Below are 18,273 nucleotides of genomic sequence, written 5' to 3'. Positions count from 1 at the left end.
GGAGGGGTACGATGGCTTATGTAACGATTGAGCAAGGAATTGACTTATATTATGAAGAAAAGGGGACAGGAAGACCTGTGATTTTCCTGCATGGTGTTTGGATGAGCAGTCGCTTCTTTGAAAAGCAGCAATCGTTTTTTGCAGAGAATTACCGCTCTATTCTACTAGACTTTCGAAGTCATGGACGTTCTACTCATGTACACCATGGAAATACAGTAGCGACTTATGCCAAGGATTTGCATACATTTATTGAAAAATTGGATTTAAAGGGTGTTGTGCTCGTTGGCTGGTCGATGGGTGCTTTCGTCGTATGGGATTATATAAAGCAGTTTGGGTCAGAAAATATTCATTCAACCATCATAGTCGATGAGCTTGCTTCAGACTTTAAATGGCCCGACTTTGAAATTGGAGCTTTCGATATTGCGACATTAAGTGCCTTCATGACGGAAATCCAGACGAACCGTTCTAAGTTTTTGACAGGATTTCTAACATCCATGTTTAAAGATGAATTGAAACCGGATGAGGCAGCCTGGATGCTTGAAGAAGTAACGAAGATGCCTGAATCTATTGCGAGTGCAATTCTATTTGACCAGTCAATAGTGGATTACCGCGAGTTCTTGCCAAGTATCACGATACCTACGCTGCTTTGCTTCGGTCGAGAAGAAAAGGTTATTCCTGTAGCAGCTGGTGAATATCTGAAGGGAAAAATATCAGGTTCACAACTCGAAATCTTTGAAAACAGCTGCCACTGTCCATTTATAGAAGAAACAGAAAGGTTTAATGAGGTGGTTGATCGGTTTATACAAACAGAATAGCTGATACGAAAAGCATGGTTATCTTGCCATGCTTTTTTCATCGAATCCATTTATTAATGAATCTTCCCACCAGAATTTTCTTAAAAAGGATAGGAGGGGAAATGGTGGTTAAATATAATACAAAACAATTAAGCTTGAAAGCAGAAAATTTTTTAAAACTAATTTGGAAAGTGATTTTCGTCTTTTACTCAGGAGATATCCGGTACTACCGCAGCTGTTCACTTTACTTTTATGAGAGAACGATCTAACGAATAGAAATCAGATAGATGGGGGAATAGACAGGTTTAAAATTAAACCAAAATGTTCGAAATGTGGAAAAGGGATTAAAGGTAATGAAGAGGTCTATATACTGATGAAATATCTCGCAAAGAAAGTGGTTACTGAAATTTAAGCCTATTTACACAACGAAGTCAGTTTATTTGTGAAAAGTGGATTGAGAAGTAGTGTCGTTATAAATGATTTTTGAAATATCACCACTTGATGAAAAATACAATTATCAAATTAGCTTATCTGTTATTTATTCCCTATACAGTTGATTTTTATGGAAATAACGATACTATTAAGGAAACTAAGTTTTGGAGAGATGTCGATGGAAATACGGACAACGCCCACTTACGAGATTATTGAAGTCTGTTTATTGGCAGGAAAGATTATGCTCAGTAGCGGTGCAGAAACGTACCGGATTGAGGATACGATGACTCGAATTGCTGCTTCCTATGGAATCCACTCGTCTCATTCATTTGTGACTCCTACGGGTATTATTTTTTCGATGGATGGGAATGATCCGACAAAGTTGATTCGAATTTCAGAACGCTCCACGGATCTGCATAAAGTAACGAAGGTGAATAGTATTTCCCGGCAAATAAGCAGTGGTGAACTAACAGCGAAAGAAGCGTTAGTAAAGTTAAAGGAAATTGAGACTTCAAATCTTGCTTTTCCGATATGGCTTCAGATTTTTGCTGCGTTTATTGCAAGCGGCTGCTTTATGATCATGTATCAGGGGCTGTGGACGGACTTTTTGGTAGCGTGTTTGGCTGGTGGTCTAGGCTTTTCAACTCTTGTTTATCTACACAAACTACTAGAGATTAAATTTTTTGCTGAATTTATTGCTTCTTTAATCATTGGTGCCTTTGCGTTTATTGCCGTTTCGTATAATTGGGGTACATATGTAGATAAAATTATTATCGGAGCAGTTATGCCGCTTGTACCTGGTCTCCTTATTACAAATGCAGTGAGGGATTTAATTACCGGGCATCTCGTATCGGGAATTGCTAAAGGAGCGGAAGCATTTTTGACTGCATCAGCAATAGGGTCAGGGATTGCGGTTGCCTTTATATTTTTGTAATAATGCGAGGGAGACGTAAATAAATGATTATACAGTTTATTACCAGTTTTATTGCGTCAGCAGCATTTGGAATTATTTTTAACGCACCAAAGGAAACATTAGTGAAATGCGGCTTCATCGGAATGGCAGGATGGTCTGTCTATTATATTCTCTATGTCCGGGATGTTAGTAGTATTGTGGCTACACTCGTGGCATCATTAGTTGTGGCTATTATCAGTCAGTTCTTGGCCAAATTGTACAAAATGCCGGTTATTATATTTAGTGTTGCAGGGATTATTCCGCTTGTACCAGGAGGGATATCGTATAACGCTATGCGCCATTTCGTTGAAAATGATTATAATACAGCCATTCAACTTGCAGCCAAAGTGGTCATGCTTTCAGGAGCCATTGCGATGGGCTTACTCTTTTCTGAAGTAATCCATCAGTTATACCAAAAAGTTATAAGAAGAAGGAAGGAAACAACTGCACTTGAAAAGGATTAAATCAATAAATAGTTAAAAGGTTCTGTTAAACTTGCCTGTTGGAAAGTAAGGCGTTCGCTTTCCGCGGGCGGGCCGGGAGCCTCCTCGTCGCTGTGCGCCTGTGGACTAGCTTTTCCCGCAGGAGTCTTACGCCTTTCGTTCCAATCAAAATATAGTGCCAAAAATCAATAATGAGTTTTAAGATAGCCTATTAAAAAAGGACTGAATTTTTCGGTCCTTTTTTGTTCTTTAAAATTTTTTTAAAATCTTGCAGGGGATTTACATTATTGTACGTCTAAATAAGTAGAGAGAAAAGAGGTGATGCAGGTGGAGAAGGATGAACAGCTGGTGAAGCGAATCGTGGCTGGAGAAAAGGATCAATTTCGTGAGTTGATATCTCGTTATCAGGCTAGGGTGTTTGCGGCTGCATATAAAGTAAGTAAGAATACCAAAGATGCTGAAGATATCACTCAGGAAGTATTTCTTCAGCTGTATCGTTCTCTTTCTCAATTCAAAGGGGATTCTAGTCTTTCTACATGGATCTACAAGATTGCGATGAGTAAGGCACTTGATTATCGGCGCAAGATGATCCGACAAGTAACCTATGAAGGAGAGGGAGGTCTTTTGGAGATTCCTTTTGAGTCTACACCGGAAAATCTGCTTCTTGATAAGGAAACCAAAGAGCTTGCACGTGCCTATATGGAAAAACTCCCAGATCCGTATAAGGAAGTTGTCCATCTTTATTATTTTCAGCAGCAATCTTATCGGCAAATTGCCTCTACACTAAATGTTGCGGTCAAAACCGTAGAATCTAGATTATACCGAGCCAAGCTTATCATGAAGAGACAAGGGAAGGGAGAGGAACTGAGATGAGTCACATTACAGCAGAACAACTTATCGCGTATATACAGAACGAACTCTCCGGCTACGAAATAGCGAATCTAGAAAATCATTTAATCGGTTGTAGTCAGTGTCAGGAAGAGTTTGCCTTACTTGAAGAATTGACTAATGAATGGCATGAGCCATCTAGGCAACTATCCATTGATATATCAGCTGAAGTTATGGGCAAGATTGAGAAAACAGAAAAACTAGCATCGACACAAAAAAACAAACGCAGTACCTATTTACATTTTATCCTTGCAGCAGCAGCGACAATCCTATTTTCTCAAGCGAAGGTTGTTGATTATATCATTGAAACATCAGATCATGTGATAGGGATTTCGTCAGTAACAGTAGAGCAAGCTAATTATTCTTTAGAAAAAGGAATGAGTTCTCTTAATAAAATTAACTTGAAAATACAATCGAAAACTGGAGGAGAAAACAAATGAAACAGCCAAAGAAATGGATATATATCCTGTCATTCTTACCGGGACTTGGGCAATTTTATCTAGGTTTGATGAATAGAGGCCTGCAATTAATGTTGTTATTTTTCGGTGGAGTGTTTATTACTGCTCAATTATTCGGCGGTCTGGCCATATTCCTACCAGTGCTTGTTTTTTATGCATATTATGATGCATTAAATCATTATCGGATGATTATTGAGACTGGAGAAAGAAACGATGAAATGCTACTTCAATGGGATGTTCTCCAAGGAAAGAAGAACATAGTTGGTTGGATTCTCATAGTAGTCGGGCTAATTAGTTTCATGCAAATGTTTATGAACTGGCTACCAAATGAAATTATGCAATATATTCCTTATAATTTCTTGCAACAAGTCGTCTTAGCATCTATTTTAGTTGGATTTGGGTTTAAACTTCTTCGCGGTAGGAAAGAGGAAGCGCAATGAGGAATTGGAGGATCGGTTCGATTACAGCTGGCATTCTTTTAATCGTCATTGGGTTGCTATGGCTTCTGCAATCCTTCTTATCCATTCCTTTTGCAAAAATCCTAATCTACTCATGGCCAGTTATATGTATTTTTCTTGGCGTTGAAATTCTCGTTCTGCACTTTTTTAGAAAAGATCAAAAACTCGGTATACATTGGCTTAGTATTCTTTTATTAATGCTAATAGGCGGGACATCTTTAGTCTTTAGTTTTGGAAATAAAGCCATGGCTGAGCTAGGTTTCAGTTTCCAAACTAATTCCTACAGTATACAGGAAGAGCTTACGTCATCATCGACGATCCAGGAAGTGGTCATATCTCTACCAAATGAAGATGTAATTATAACTGGAACAGATGAACAGAAAGTTACGATAGAAGGAAAGGTGAACGCAAACGTAAAAACTGATAAACAGCTAAAGAGTAAAGTAGACGAGCAATTTTCGATGAAACAAATTGGAAATAAAGTGTATCTTGATTGGTTAGATTCTGAGCTTGAACTAAATGATTTGACAAGAATAACAGGGAAGCTTCATATATCTGTACCAAAACAGGCTGCGGTGAGAGTAAGTATTGGAAAGGGATCTATCAGGATTGATAATATCCATGCATCTGCAACGCTGAAAACATTTAACGGTGACATTACGACCAATGCTTATACCGGTGTATTATACGCACAGGCTCATGGTGGAGACATAATGCTGACAGATAGTGTTCTTACAGGAAGCTCGATTATCGAATCATTTGGTGGAGATATTGTTTGGAATATTTCACAAGAGCAGCCAATTACACTGGATGCCTCCACAAAGTACGGAGAAATCAAAGGGAATCTAGGCTGGAAAGTTGCCGCTCTAGTAAACGAATCGGAAGAAAAACAACAAGCAACTGCGAAGCTTGGCAGTGGCCTCTATTCGGTCATGTTAGCAACAGAAAGCGGTAATATTATTGTTACGAAAAACTAAAGATTGACTATGAAGGGGTGAGAAACCTCTTCTTTTTTTATCCCATATTAATAGGCGGTAACCCCCACTGATTGAAGTTCCACTTTACCCCAGATTTACAAGCGGTTCTACCGCACGGATGGTGAAAGTTTCACATAAAGCTTGAATGAAATCGCTCTTTTTTGGAAGGATAACTTAGAGACAGAGTAGTCATTCGTGAAAGAAGCGAGGTTTATGAGAGGAAATGAAAAGTTATATAATCGTGGCATGGAATATGATCGATCCAATATATTACCATCTTTCAAATTTGACTTACATCTATAATGGAAAGGCAGAGAAAAATTTTTTACGCGTTAAGCTCACGCGTTACAAAGGTAGGAATGTTGTACTATCCGATGGAACACTGATCAACAAAAACGATACATTGGTCAAAATTCATCTACATAATGCCGTTCTATTAAAAGAACTAGGACAAACGAAAAGTGATTTTAGCAGGGGCCGGTTCATTTTTCATGCTGTCAGAAAATCATTACCTGACTTGGTGACTTATATTCAAAAGCACCATCAAGCAGATCAAATCAAAGGCATTATTGGCATTACTTCGTTGGACAAAGGTGTAAATCGTCTTGGTTTTGAAGTTGTTCCTATTGCTAACCCATTTTATAAATGGTTTAAATGGGCCAGTTTTTTACCAATTAGTATTTTATCAGGCACTGATGTATCTATAAAAAAACACACAGGACCAAGTTATTTATTTATGTCTAAAGACTGTTTAATTAGTAGGTATAAAGTACAGTAGGTCTCGAAGGGGTCAGATTTCCCTCTATATTTATAGAGGGAAATCTGACCCCTTCGAGCCTTTTCTTGAGGAATTGGCGAATGGACGGGTGATAAATGGAAGACTAATTGAACGAGCTAGACTATTAATCTTCTGAATCTTATCCTTCTTCAGATCTTGAAATAACCTCAGCTTTAATCTCCGATCATGATTTCTCCCGCATTAACAGGCAGTAAAACCCTACTGATTGAAGTTTCACTTTATTTCCTTGTTGCCATGTAAATCTTATGCATGTTCATATGCCCCTCCTTGCGAATATGTTTAAACATGTACTTTATATAAAGTTTGGATTATAATTGGAAATAATTATTAGATTATTCAAACAATTGTGAATAAAAATAATCATAGTTTTATATGATTAGGGAAGGGGTATTAGGACATAGGATACTGTACGAAGAGCTACATAAGTATTAGAAAAAATTAGGATTTAGGAGGATGGTCTGATGAAAAAAAATATGCTCGTTAGCTTGTTACTTGTAATGGTTCTAGTATTGGCTGCGTGTGGCACGAAAGATGCTAGTAATGCTGGAGAAGGAGAGACTCAAGATAAAGTATATAGAGTAGGAATTGATACTACATATCCACCCTTCGAATATGAAGATAAAAACGGAGAATATACAGGGATCGATATTGATCTCATTAAGGCTATTGCTGAAGATCAAAATTTCAAAATTGATTTCAAACCGATGGATTTCGGTGGGATTATTCCTGCGATGCAAGCAGGTCAGCTTGATGTGGCCATTGCCGGAATGAGTATAACAGATGACCGAAAGAAAATTGTTGATTTCACAGATCCATATTTTCAAGCCGGTTTGACATTGGTAGTGAAGCAAGGTGAAACGGGTATTACTTCCATTGAAGATCTTGCTGGTAAAAAAGTAGCTGCAAAAAAGGGAACGACAGGAGCCAAATTCGCAACAGAAAAAGCAGAAGAAATAGGATTTGAATTGGTTCAATTTAATGACAGCCCAGCAATGTTCCAAGATGTGGCAAACGGAAATTCAGATGTATTAATTGAAGACTACCCCGTTATCGCCTATGCAATTGCCCAAAGTACTCTCGACCTAGAAATCGTCGGGGATCGTTTAAATGGGGATGAATACGGCATTGCTGTTTTGAAAGGAAAAAACGACGAGTTATTAAAGAAAATGAATAAAGGATTAGCTAATCTAAAAGCTAGTGGCAAATACGATGAGATTATTAATAAATATCTGAATGAATAATGGAGGTAAATATAGTAGTTGGGGCGCGAAATTGCTCGTGCCCTTTTTTGGGAAGGAGAGTCCGTTATGGATGTAATTAGGAATGCTTTGCCCTATTTAATGGACGGGTTGGTGGTTACACTATATATTTTTGTAATTGCCCTTATTCTAGGATTTATTATTGGGCTGATCGTGGCATTGCTACGCTTAGCACCAATAAAGCTATTGAACTGGATTGCTAAAACTTATATTAATGCCATACGTGGAACGCCATTTATTGTACAATTATTCTTTATTTATTTTGGACTAAATACGATCCCATGGATTTCAATGGATAAAACAACTGCTGGGATCGTAACGGTTGCCATAAATGCCGGAGCTTATTTTGCTGAAATCATCAGAGCGGGCATTCAATCGATTGATAGTGGTCAAACGGAAGCAGCAAGGTCTCTTGGGCTAACAGGTTCGCAAACGATGAGATATGTCGTTCTCCCGCAAGCATTTCGCCGAATGTTACCTACATTTACGAATCAATCGATCATTAGTTTAAAAGATACCTCGCTTTTATCGATCATTGGCATTGCCGATTTAACACAGCGTGGTCAAATTCAACAGGCGGCAACTTATGAGTCCTTTAAAATTTGGCTAACTGTGGGAATTATCTATTTTATTATTATATACGCATTAACGCTGTTGGCTAATTTCCTGGAAAGGAGATTTGAATTACGATGAGCATTATTCAAGTAAAAAATTTAAAGAAATCATTTGGAAATCTTGAAGTATTGAAGGACATCAGTACCGAAATTCAAGAAACCGAGGTTGTCTGTGTAATCGGCCCATCTGGTTCAGGGAAAAGTACATTTTTACGGTGCTTGAATCGACTTGAAGAAATCACTGATGGCGAAGTCATTGTGAATGGTCATATCATTTCAAGTAAAACTGTGAATATCAATAAAGTACGTGAGGAAGTAGGCATGGTGTTTCAACAGTTTAACTTATTTCCGCATAAAACGGTGCTAGAAAATATCGTACTGGCGCCCATGAAGGTTCGGTTAACTAATAAAGAGGCAGCGAAACAAAGGGCGTACGAGCTACTGGATAAAGTAGGCTTGAGAGAAAAGGCAGATAGCTATCCAGCCCAACTTTCTGGGGGACAAAAGCAGCGGGTAGCGATAGCAAGGGCGCTTGCGATGGATCCCAAAATTATGTTATTTGATGAACCAACATCAGCCTTGGATCCTGAGATGGTAGGCGATGTACTTGATGTCATGAAACAACTTGCCAAAGAAGGAATGACGATGGTCGTTGTCACACATGAGATGGGATTTGCCCGTGAAGTAGGCGATAGAGTAATGTTCATGGACGGTGGCTATGTGGTGGAAGAAAACGTTCCAGAAGAGATATTTAGTAATCCGCAGCATATAAGGACGCAATCATTTTTAAGTAAAGTTTTATAAGTACATAAAGAGGAAATGTCTGACCTCGCACTCTAAATCAGTATGTAGTGTTTCCTACACTTATCTTATACTGTATTTAGTTGTTGCGGGGTCTGTTTGCTTTGGGACTCCTGCGGGAAAAGCGTGTTGAGGGAGACCCCGCAAGTGCAAAGCACTGAGGAGGCTTCTGAGACCGCCCGCGGAAAGCGAGTACCTGCAACGGAAATCAACCCGGGTTATTAGTGTAAAAATGATTGAAAAGCAACAAAGTATGTGAAAACAGCCTTGTTATTTAACATACTATACGGAGCGAATAACTTAATTTATCTAGTGGAAATCAATGCAAACCAACTCACAATTCATCCGATAGGCGGAACCACTGTCTGCTTAGAATGCTTGCCTTTAGGCTAATCAAGTTTGCGTGGACGAACTGTATCTATTTCAAGGTTATTTTTAACTAAATAAGGGAAGTACATAATTAAACCTCTAATGCTTTTCGCTTATTACTGGACAGAAGTGCCATAACGCTAAGGGGTATTTATAAGGGCTATTAATATTTGCAAAATAGGGAGCCAATTTAAAAGAATGGCTATGTTAAACCTTGTTGTTGAATTTGGTACTATGTGGATTGGTGTGGAAGGCGTGAGACTCCAGTGGGAAAAGCGGGTTCCTGTAATGGAAATCAACCCAGGAAAGTAGTGTACATATTATTTAAAGCAACAAAGGATACGAAAACAGCCATTTGGATAAACGGTTTATAGAGTGAAATATCATATTTTTTTGTGGCATCTCCTTTCATTTTTAGAATTTTCATTATATTAATATAATATAAAACAGTTCGTAATCATATTATTATTTTACTAATAAGTATGAGGAAGAAGGGAATTACTATAATAGAACTAAATAAAATAGCGCTAATTTATGTCTTTAGAAGGAGTCTTTACCTTGTATATCTTGTTAGCTTAATATGTTTTTGCTATAATCAATTTTGCTTAATGATCTTATCAATTGAACAATGTACAGGGATAAATTGGATTGACATCCCTTTTGAATACGTTTTCGTTTAGGGGAAATGTGCTGTGTATTTGGGCATGATATAAGTTGTAGAAAAAACTTATAGGTAAGATTCGTAGTCAGACGTTCAACCTTAAAAAACTGCTAGTGGAGGCGACAAATGAATTATTTAATTTCGATCGTAGGCTTAATTGTTGTTCTTGGTCTTGCCTGGGTTGCAAGTAACAATCGTAAACAAGTAAAAGTCAAACCAATTATGATGATGATTATTATCCAGTTAATCCTAGCCTATGTATTATTGAACACTAAAATTGGTCTCAATGTCATTCAAGCAGTCGCAACTGGATTTACGAAGTTGTTAGAATTTGCGAATGAAGGGGTTGTGTTTGTTTTTGGTGGAATTGCAAATGAAGGTTCATTTCCTTTCTTCCTAAATGTTCTACTTCCAATTATATTTATTTCTGCATTGATTGGAATTTTACAGCATATTAAAGTCCTGCCTTTTATAATGAAATGGATTGGTTGGGCACTTAGCAAAGTGAATGGCATGGGGAAACTAGAGTCTTACAATGCTGTAGCGTCTGCACTTGTTGGACAATCTGAAGTATTCATTACCGTGAAAAAGCAGCTTGGGCAGTTGCCGCCTCATCGTCTTTACACATTATGTGCCTCAGCGATGTCTACGGTCTCTATGGGAATTGTTGGGGCTTATATGACGATGATCGACCCGAAATATGTCGTAACGGCGATTGTCATTAACTTATTTGGTGGATTCATTATTGCTTCCATTATTAATCCGTACACAGTAACAGAAGAAGAAGACATTCTCGACGTTCAAGCGGAAAAGCAAAGCTTTTTTGAAATGCTAGGAGAATACATTATTGATGGCTTCAAGGTCGCAATTATTGTTGCTGCCATGTTAATTGGCTTTGTTGCCTTAATGGCAGGTCTGAATAGCTTGTTTGATTTAATATTTGGCATTTCATTCCAAGGTATTGTTGGATACGTCTTTGCGCCATTTGCCATTCTAATGGGTGTTCCTGTCTCAGAATCAGTAACGGCAGGCGGCATCATGGCTACAAAATTGGTTACGAACGAATTCGTAGCTATGCTTTCTTTAAGTGATGTAGCATCTAGCTTAAGTGAAAGAACAATCGGAATCATTTCTGTATTCGTTGTTTCATTTGCAAACTTTTCTTCAATTGGCATCATTTCTGGTGCCGTTAAAGGCCTTCATGAAAAACAAGGAAACGCTGTTGCCCGCTTTGGCTTGAAGTTATTATACGGCGCAACATTAGTTAGTGTATTAACATCAGTAATCGTAAGCTTTATCCTATAATCAAAAAAGATAAAGTTGTCTAAAGGGTCTGATCTCGAACCCTCCATATAGTATAAAGTATGAAATCCACTTATACTGTCTGGAGAGTTGCGTGGTCCGGACCCTTTTTTGAGATGTTCTTGTATAGTACTTTTTCTTTGTTTAACAGCTGTTAATATCCCCGATGATGAAGGTTTAGATTGTAAAAGGAGTGAAGAAGCGGATGAATGATTTGGAGAGAAGGGAAGTACAATTAGCAACGTTTGCTGGTGGCTGTTTTTGGTGTATGGTATCTCCTTTTGATGAAATGGAGGGAATTCATCAGGTTGTTTCCGGTTATACAGGTGGACATGAACCAAATCCTACGTATAAACAAGTGAAGGTAGGTACTTCTGGGCATGTAGAAGCAGTTCAGATTACGTATGACCCTGTAAAAGTATCTTATACAAAATTATTAGACTTATATTGGCAGCAGATTGATCCAACGGATGCGGTCGGGCAGTTTTCTGATCGAGGAACAGCGTATCAGTCTGTCATATTTTATCATAATGAGCATCAAAAGAGTGAAGCTGAGAAATCTAAAGTGCAATTAGCGGAATGTGGTCGGTTTCAAAAACCAATTATTACTGCAATCCGGAAGGCTGGAACTTTCTATAAAGCAGAAGAATACCATCAGGATTTTTACAAAAAAAATGCATTTCGATATGCTTTATATCGACAAGGAAGTGGTCGTGATTCTTTTCTAAAGGAACATTGGCCAAAGGATAAATCGGAACTGAAAGAACGATTATCTGCTATGCAGTACTTTGTGACTCAAGAAAATGGCACGGAGCCACCTTTTGAAAACCAATATTGGGATAATAAGCAGGAAGGTATTTACGTAGATATTGTTTCAGGAGAGCCTTTATTCAGTTCGAGTAATCAATTTGACAGTGGCTGTGGTTGGCCGAGTTTTACTAAGCCAATACTTTCCGGATATGTGAAGGAAAGTGTTGATCTAAGCCATCGTATGACAAGAACAGAAGTGCGTAGTAAAGAAGCCGACTCACATTTAGGCCATGTTTTTGAAGATGGTCCTGGTCCAAAGGGACTACGCTATTGTATTAATTCTGCTGCTTTACGATTTATCCGAAAAGAAAATATGGAAGAAGAAGGATATGGGGATTTGCTTCTATTATTTCATTTGAAATAATGAGTACGGGCAGAATAAAGCATGCAATAAAAGTAAGTGAGTAGTCATTCTGTAGCGAACGGCTATTTTTTTATAAAAAAGGGAAAGTGGATTTATATAATTAGAAAATAGTACAATTTAAGCTGGAGGTGGAATATGGACTATCAATTACACCCATTTGGAGACAATGGAATTATGATTGAACTGGGGACTACAATTTCTCTAGATATACAGAAGAAAGTCCGTGCAGTTGCTTCTTTTCTTGATCAAAATCGATTTGAGTGGATGATTGAGTATATTCCGGCATTTACGACTGTGACGGTGTTATATGATATGGGGCATCATGAACTTGTTAAGGATGGTCATTATCCATATGATAAAGCGTGTGAGAAACTGCGAGAGGGTATGGCTGGATTATTATTGGAAGAAACTCAAGATCCAAGAGTGGTAGAAATTCCAGTCTGCTATGGAGGAGAATTAGGCCCTGATCTAGATTTTGTAGCTAGCCATAACGGACTTAGCATTGAAGAAGTTGTTAGAATTCATAAAACAACTACATACAACGTACATATGATTGGCTTCGCGCCTGGTTTTCCATATATGGGCGGCATGTCTGAAAAAATTGCTGCACCAAGGAAGGAAACGCCCCGCTTAACAATTCCTGCAGGTTCAGTTGGGATAGCAGGGAATCAAACAGGTATTTACTCTATCGAAACTCCCGGAGGCTGGCAAATAATTGGCCGGTCACCGATTCAATTGTTCCGTCCTTTCAATAATCCGCCTAGTTTATTACAAGCGGGGGATTTAGTTACATTTAAAGAAATTACGTATCAGGAATACATCGATTGGGAGGATAGGGATGATAAAAATCATTAAACCTGGCCTACTTACAACTGTTCAGGATTTAGGAAGATATGGTTTGCAGAAGTATGGAGTCATTGCAAGCGGAGCTATGGATCAGTTGGCACATAGAATAGCCAATCTTCTAGTTGGGAATGAAGAAAACAAATCAGCCCTTGAAATTACACTAATAGGTCCAGTTATTGAATTTACTGAAAACACCCTTATTTCACTTGCAGGAGGGAATTTATCTCCGAAAATTAATGGTGTTCCGGTTGATCTCTGGCGCCCTATTTTAGTTAGAAAGGGTAGCAAGCTTTCATTTGGACCATGTAAAACGGGTTGCCGCGCATATCTAGCTGTGGCTGGTAGTTATCAAGTTACAACAGTGATGGGTAGTGATTCTACTTATATAAGAGCAGGAATAGGAGGATTTCTCGGTCGTCCGTTAAAAGCAGGCGATGTCCTTAATATGGAGCGAATGACTTCATGCAGTAAACGGATTTTTCAGCAATTATCTAATGAGATAGGGGAACGAGATTATATCGAGGCTACGTGGAAGGTCGATCCGATGATCACAGCATGCTATATCGATAAAAAGCCAATTAGGGTGATTGTAGGTCGTCAATATCACTGGTTTACGGAAGAAAGCAAACAGGCCTTTTTTCGAGAAGAGTTTATGGTGTCCTCACAATCTGATCGGATGGGCTACCGACTAAATGGGTGCCACCTCGCTTTATCTACAGATAAAGAAATGGTGTCGGAGGCGGTTAGCTTTGGAACGATCCAAGTACCAGCTGAAGGAAACCCAATTGTCTTAATGGCTGATCGGCAAACGACAGGTGGCTATCCGAAAATTGCCCAAATCTCGTCGGTCGATTTGCCAGTCATTGCACAAGCAAAACCAGGAGATAAGTTGCAATTTAGACTAATTTCGGTCGAAGAGTCTCAATTGAAATATTTAGAAAGAGAAGAGCAGATTAAACAATTAAGATTGGGTATCTCGCTTTTACACAGATAGGAGGGATAGAATGCTTAAAGTTGATTTAAACTGTGATCTGGGCGAAAGCTTTGGTGCATATAGGATGGGAAGAGATGAGGAAATCCTAAATTACGTTAGTTCTGCAAATATTGCTTGTGGTTTTCACGCAGGCGATCCTTCTACAATGAGGAAAACGGTGAAGCTTGCGTTAGAGAAAAATGTTGGAATTGGTGCTCACCCAGGCTTTCAAGACTTAGTCGGTTTTGGAAGAAGGGACATTAGCATGACTCCTAAAGAGATAAACGATCTTGTTTTGTATCAAATTGGTGCATTATCTGCCTTTGTCAAAGCAGAAGGGGGCAACCTTGCACATGTAAAACCGCATGGAGCTCTTTATAATATGGCAGCGAAAAACAAAGAAATGGCCAATGCAATCGCAGAAGCCATATATCAAGTAGACCCAGAACTGATTTTATTCGGATTAGCTGGTAGTGAACTAATCAAGTCAGGAGAGAAAATCGGCTTACATACAGCATCGGAAGTTTTTTCTGATCGAACGTATCAACAAGATGGCACATTAACTTCTAGAAAAGAAGCTAATGCAACAATTACAGATTCAAAGCTTGCTGCTGCTCAAGTGTTGAAGATGGTTCGAGAACATAAAGTAAAAACAATCCAAGGAACAGAATTATCGATCCGCGCAGATACGGTTTGCATTCACGGAGATAGCGAGCATGCGGTTGAAATAGCTAAGTATATTTCTGAATCGCTGGTGCATGCTGGAATTGAAGTCAGTAGAATAAAAAGATAAAAATTGCATGCTCATATAAAAGAGAAAAGAGGCGGTCTCGAAAAGATTAGCACCCACATTTACTCTATACAGTTTATAATATGGCGATAATATCATAAATAAACTGTATAGAAGATGTGAGTACAAATCTGTTTCAGACAGCCTCTTACTCTTATAGTTTAAACGAGCTTTTTAATTCAACGATTTGATTCAGAACTAATTGTCCGTCTGATGTATGCTTCGGATCTACATTGTAATAGCCGTGACGGAAGAATTGGAACTTATCTTGCGGTTGAATATCTTTCATATTGGGCTCTACAAATCCTTGTAGAATCTCAAGGGAATCAGGATTAATAAGCTCGAGGAAAGATTTTTCTTCTTCATCTTCACTTGGCTCTTCATCAAGAATTAAAGGTTGATAATTACGGAACTCTGCAGGTACTGCATGAGTAGCATCTACCCAGTGCAATGTTCCTTTCACTTTACGACCAGTAAATCCAGACCCACTTTTCGTTTCCGGATCATATGTGCAACGTAGCTCAATTACATTGCCATCTTCGTCCTTAATTACTTCCTCACATTTAATGAAATAAGCATGTTTTAAGCGAACTTCATTGCCCGGGAAAAGACGGAAGTATTTCTTCGGTGGATTTTCCATGAAGTCGTCTTGCTCCACATAAATTTCACGTGAGAATGGAATTTGTCTCGTGCCCATTTCAGGATTTTCCGGATTAATTTCTGCTTCAAGCCACTCTACTTGGCCTTCTGGGTAATTGGTAATCACCACTTTAAGTGGTTTTAAGATTCCCATTGTCCGAGGTGCTTTTAGCTTCAAATCTTCACGAACAAAATGATCAAGAACTTGGCTATCAATAGTACCGTATGCTTTTGATACACCGATTTCTTGACAGAAAGCACGAATGGCTTCAGGTGTGTACCCACGTCTTCTTAACCCTGAGATGGTTGGCATACGAGGATCATCCCATCCGTCCACAACGCCTTCATCGACAAGTTGCTTCAGTTTACGTTTACTCATAACGGTATTTGTCAGATTTAAACGACCAAACTCATATTGTTGAGGGACGCTTTTCATTTCACATTGCTCAACAACCCAATTATAAAGTGGACGTTGGTCTTCAAATTCAAGTGTACAAAGGGAATGTGTCACATCTTCAATCGCATCCTCAAGTGGGTGAGCGAAAGCGTACATCGGATAAATACACCATTTATCACCTGTATTATGGTGGGTAGCATGTGCAATTCGATAAATGACAGGGTCACGAAGGTTGATATTTGGAGAAGTCATATCAATTTTTGCACGTAGAACTTTTTCACCGTTTGCAAATTCACCATTGCGCATTTTTTCAAAAAGTTCTAGATTGTCTTCAATAGAACGGTCACGATATGGACTGTTTTTGCCAGGCTCCGTTAACGTACCTCGATATTCACGAATTTCATCAGCATTTAAATCATCAATATAGGCTAAGCCTTTCTTGATTAATAAAACAGCACGGTCGTACATTTCATCGAAGTAATTGGATGCAAAGAACAGGTTATCCCAGTCGTAGCCAAGCCATTTTACATCTTCTTTGATAGAATTCACGTACTCTATATCTTCCTTCAGTGGATTCGTATCATCGAAACGCAGATTGGTCTTTCCGCCAAATTCATCGGCTACACTAAAGTTTAAAATGATTGATTTAGCATGTCCAATGTGTAAATATCCATTAGGTTCAGGTGGAAAGCGAGTGATGATGTGATCATGCTTTCCTGTTTCTAAATCTTCTTTAATAATATTTCTTATAAAATTCGAAGAATTATGTTCCAATTAGTTTCGACCTCTTTCAAATATAAACTCGTATAATTTACATTTAATTTTATCTCCATATATACCATAAATACAGTTTTTTTTCCATGGATTATGCCCATTGTAAAATTAGGCATGCATCCATTATCGGTCGTCTACCCACTCCTTATTCATATCTTTTCCAAATAAGCATGGATTACCCTAGATGAAAATAGATCTTAGAAGATTAGTGGATGATAAAGTAGTTTAAGTATATAAAGAACTTGTTCATTCTATTGACTCACTAATTTTATCAAATATATTTGTAAAAAATACTAGAAAATGAATAAAAATGGGGAATGGTCAACTCTAACATATCATATGGGGAAGGGGCTTCGCGACTTACTAATATAGCCTTTGCAGATATACTTACCTTATTAAGAAAGGACCCCGTAATCTGGTTCTTCACCTCCACCATTGTGATTAGGCGAGTGTAGCTTGCTACATGATTGATCCTTCATGGGAAATGGTGGCTTTTTCTATGATTATTCACTTTGTTCAAATACAGGAATGAAGTATAATAGAGCAAATCTAGTAAAGAAAGTTGGAATAATTATGACACCATTTGCTCAGGATCACCTTCCTGCATTTAAGGAAACTCATAAAAATACTGGTCGACTAATGATAAAATGTCCTGATCAGCCAGGCATTGTTGCAGCTGTATCTACCTTTTTACAAGAATTTGATGCGAATATCGTCGAATTAAGTCAATATTCAATGGACCCTAATGGGGGGACATTTTTTACAAGAATTGAATTTGAATGTCCTGAGTTAGAGAAGAGGGCGAAGGCGATGGCGGAAGCTTTTGAACCGATAGCATCCAAGTTTTCGATGAAGTGGAAATATACGAATGTAAGTGATCTTAAGAAAATTGCAATATTTGTTTCAAAAGAGCCTCATTGTTTGCTGGAATTGCTTTGGGAATGGCAAAGTGGGGATTTACTAGCAGATATTGCACTTGTTATTAGTAATCACGAAGATGCTCGTGAAATCGTTGAATCTCTTCACATTCCGTTTTATTATTTACCTGCTAATAGAGACATTCGTAAAGAGGTAGAGGCAAAGCAACTAAAACTTCTCGAAGAATATGAAGTGGATTTGATTGTCTTGGCAAGATATATGCAAATTCTGACTCCTGATTTTGTCTCGGCTCACCCAAATCGGATTATTAATATTCATCATTCCTTTTTACCAGCATTTATCGGAGCAAGACCGTATGAGCGGGCCTATGACCGTGGGGTAAAATTAATTGGAGCAACTTCCCATTATGTGACCAATGACCTCGATGAAGGGCCGATTATTGAGCAAGATACGGATCGAGTTGATCATCGGGATCATACGGATGATCTGAAGAAAATCGGCCGTTCCATCGAGAGAAGGGTATTGGCACGTGCTGTTAGATGGCATCTCGAGGATCGAATTATCGTTCATCATAATAAAACGGTTGTATTTTAA

General features: G+C 38.4%; 18 protein-coding genes. 17 read left to right on the top strand and 1 reads right to left on the bottom strand.

Annotation, left to right across the window (positions count from 1 at the left end; genetic code table 11):
* Positions 1-11: 11 nt before the first annotated feature.
* From HNP81_RS15950 to HNP81_RS15875, 16 genes are all read left to right on the top strand, one after another.
* Positions 12-815: an alpha/beta fold hydrolase gene (locus HNP81_RS15950; RefSeq protein WP_182503256.1), complete on the top strand. Its 804-nt coding sequence runs from the start codon at positions 12-14 to the stop codon at positions 813-815.
* 589 nt (positions 816-1,404) lie between these two features.
* Positions 1,405-2,160, top strand: a complete 756-nt coding sequence (locus tag HNP81_RS15945; protein WP_182503255.1) for a threonine/serine exporter family protein — start codon at positions 1,405-1,407, stop codon at positions 2,158-2,160.
* Positions 2,161-2,183: 23 nt separating this feature from the next.
* Positions 2,184-2,642: a threonine/serine exporter family protein gene (locus HNP81_RS15940; protein ID WP_028393862.1), complete on the top strand. Its 459-nt coding sequence runs from the start codon at positions 2,184-2,186 to the stop codon at positions 2,640-2,642.
* Positions 2,643-2,948: 306 nt separating this feature from the next.
* Positions 2,949-3,494 carry an RNA polymerase sigma factor gene (locus HNP81_RS15935; RefSeq protein WP_182503254.1) on the top strand — a complete coding sequence of 182 codons (546 nt, stop codon included), beginning with the start codon at positions 2,949-2,951 and terminating at the stop codon, positions 3,492-3,494.
* Positions 3,491-3,949, top strand: coding sequence for an anti-sigma factor family protein (locus HNP81_RS15930; protein ID WP_182503253.1), 459 nt, complete (start codon positions 3,491-3,493; stop codon positions 3,947-3,949). The genes HNP81_RS15935 and HNP81_RS15930 overlap by 4 nt, the downstream gene beginning before the upstream one ends.
* On the top strand, positions 3,946-4,407 hold the full coding sequence (locus HNP81_RS15925) for a hypothetical protein (RefSeq protein WP_028393865.1): 462 nt from the start codon (positions 3,946-3,948) through the stop codon (positions 4,405-4,407). The genes HNP81_RS15930 and HNP81_RS15925 overlap by 4 nt, the downstream gene beginning before the upstream one ends.
* On the top strand, positions 4,404-5,402 hold the full coding sequence (locus HNP81_RS15920) for a DUF4097 family beta strand repeat-containing protein (RefSeq protein WP_182503252.1): 999 nt from the start codon (positions 4,404-4,406) through the stop codon (positions 5,400-5,402). Before HNP81_RS15925 ends, HNP81_RS15920 begins: the two co-directional genes overlap by 4 nt.
* 223 nt (positions 5,403-5,625) lie before the next feature.
* The gene (locus HNP81_RS15915) at positions 5,626-6,180 is read left to right on the top strand and encodes a YkoP family protein (protein WP_028393867.1); all 555 of its coding nucleotides are present in this window, start codon (positions 5,626-5,628) and stop codon (positions 6,178-6,180) included.
* A gap of 482 nt (positions 6,181-6,662) precedes the next feature.
* Positions 6,663-7,442, top strand: coding sequence for a transporter substrate-binding domain-containing protein (locus HNP81_RS15910; RefSeq protein ID WP_182503251.1), 780 nt, complete (start codon positions 6,663-6,665; stop codon positions 7,440-7,442).
* A gap of 66 nt (positions 7,443-7,508) precedes the next feature.
* The gene (locus HNP81_RS15905) at positions 7,509-8,153 is read left to right on the top strand and encodes an amino acid ABC transporter permease (RefSeq protein ID WP_182503250.1); all 645 of its coding nucleotides are present in this window, start codon (positions 7,509-7,511) and stop codon (positions 8,151-8,153) included.
* Positions 8,150-8,878 carry an amino acid ABC transporter ATP-binding protein gene (locus HNP81_RS15900; protein WP_028393870.1) on the top strand — a complete coding sequence of 243 codons (729 nt, stop codon included), beginning with the start codon at positions 8,150-8,152 and terminating at the stop codon, positions 8,876-8,878. Before HNP81_RS15905 ends, HNP81_RS15900 begins: the two co-directional genes overlap by 4 nt.
* A gap of 1,153 nt (positions 8,879-10,031) precedes the next feature.
* Positions 10,032-11,210 carry a NupC/NupG family nucleoside CNT transporter gene (locus HNP81_RS15895; protein WP_182503249.1) on the top strand — a complete coding sequence of 393 codons (1,179 nt, stop codon included), beginning with the start codon at positions 10,032-10,034 and terminating at the stop codon, positions 11,208-11,210.
* Positions 11,211-11,412: 202 nt separating this feature from the next.
* Positions 11,413-12,381 carry a peptide-methionine (R)-S-oxide reductase MsrB gene (gene msrB, locus HNP81_RS15890; protein ID WP_182503248.1) on the top strand — a complete coding sequence of 323 codons (969 nt, stop codon included), beginning with the start codon at positions 11,413-11,415 and terminating at the stop codon, positions 12,379-12,381.
* Between the two features lie 135 nt (positions 12,382-12,516).
* A complete protein-coding gene (gene pxpB / locus HNP81_RS15885; RefSeq protein ID WP_028393873.1) occupies positions 12,517-13,236 on the top strand; it encodes a 5-oxoprolinase subunit PxpB in 720 nt (239 codons plus the stop codon).
* Positions 13,220-14,221: a 5-oxoprolinase subunit C family protein gene (locus HNP81_RS15880; RefSeq protein ID WP_182503247.1), complete on the top strand. Its 1,002-nt coding sequence runs from the start codon at positions 13,220-13,222 to the stop codon at positions 14,219-14,221. The genes pxpB and HNP81_RS15880 overlap by 17 nt, the downstream gene beginning before the upstream one ends.
* Before the next feature lie 10 nt (positions 14,222-14,231).
* A complete protein-coding gene (locus tag HNP81_RS15875) occupies positions 14,232-14,993 on the top strand; it encodes a 5-oxoprolinase subunit PxpA (RefSeq protein WP_182503246.1) in 762 nt (253 codons plus the stop codon).
* 151 nt (positions 14,994-15,144) lie between these two features.
* On the opposite strand, the gene HNP81_RS15870 is transcribed toward HNP81_RS15875, so the two are convergent.
* Positions 15,145-16,800, bottom strand: a complete 1,656-nt coding sequence (locus HNP81_RS15870; protein ID WP_182503245.1) for a glutamine--tRNA ligase/YqeY domain fusion protein — start codon at positions 16,798-16,800, stop codon at positions 15,145-15,147.
* A 573-nt stretch (positions 16,801-17,373) separates the two neighbouring features.
* Between HNP81_RS15870 and purU the strand changes: the two genes are divergently transcribed.
* Positions 17,374-18,273, top strand: a complete 900-nt coding sequence (purU, locus tag HNP81_RS15865) for a formyltetrahydrofolate deformylase (RefSeq protein WP_182503244.1) — start codon at positions 17,374-17,376, stop codon at positions 18,271-18,273.

The sequence above is a fragment of the Peribacillus huizhouensis genome, assembly GCF_014138605.1.
GTDB classification, from domain to species: Bacteria; Bacillota; Bacilli; order Bacillales; family DSM-1321; genus Peribacillus; species Peribacillus huizhouensis.
Note: the sequence above shows the minus strand (reverse complement) of the source record. Positions and strands in the feature narration are given on the sequence as shown.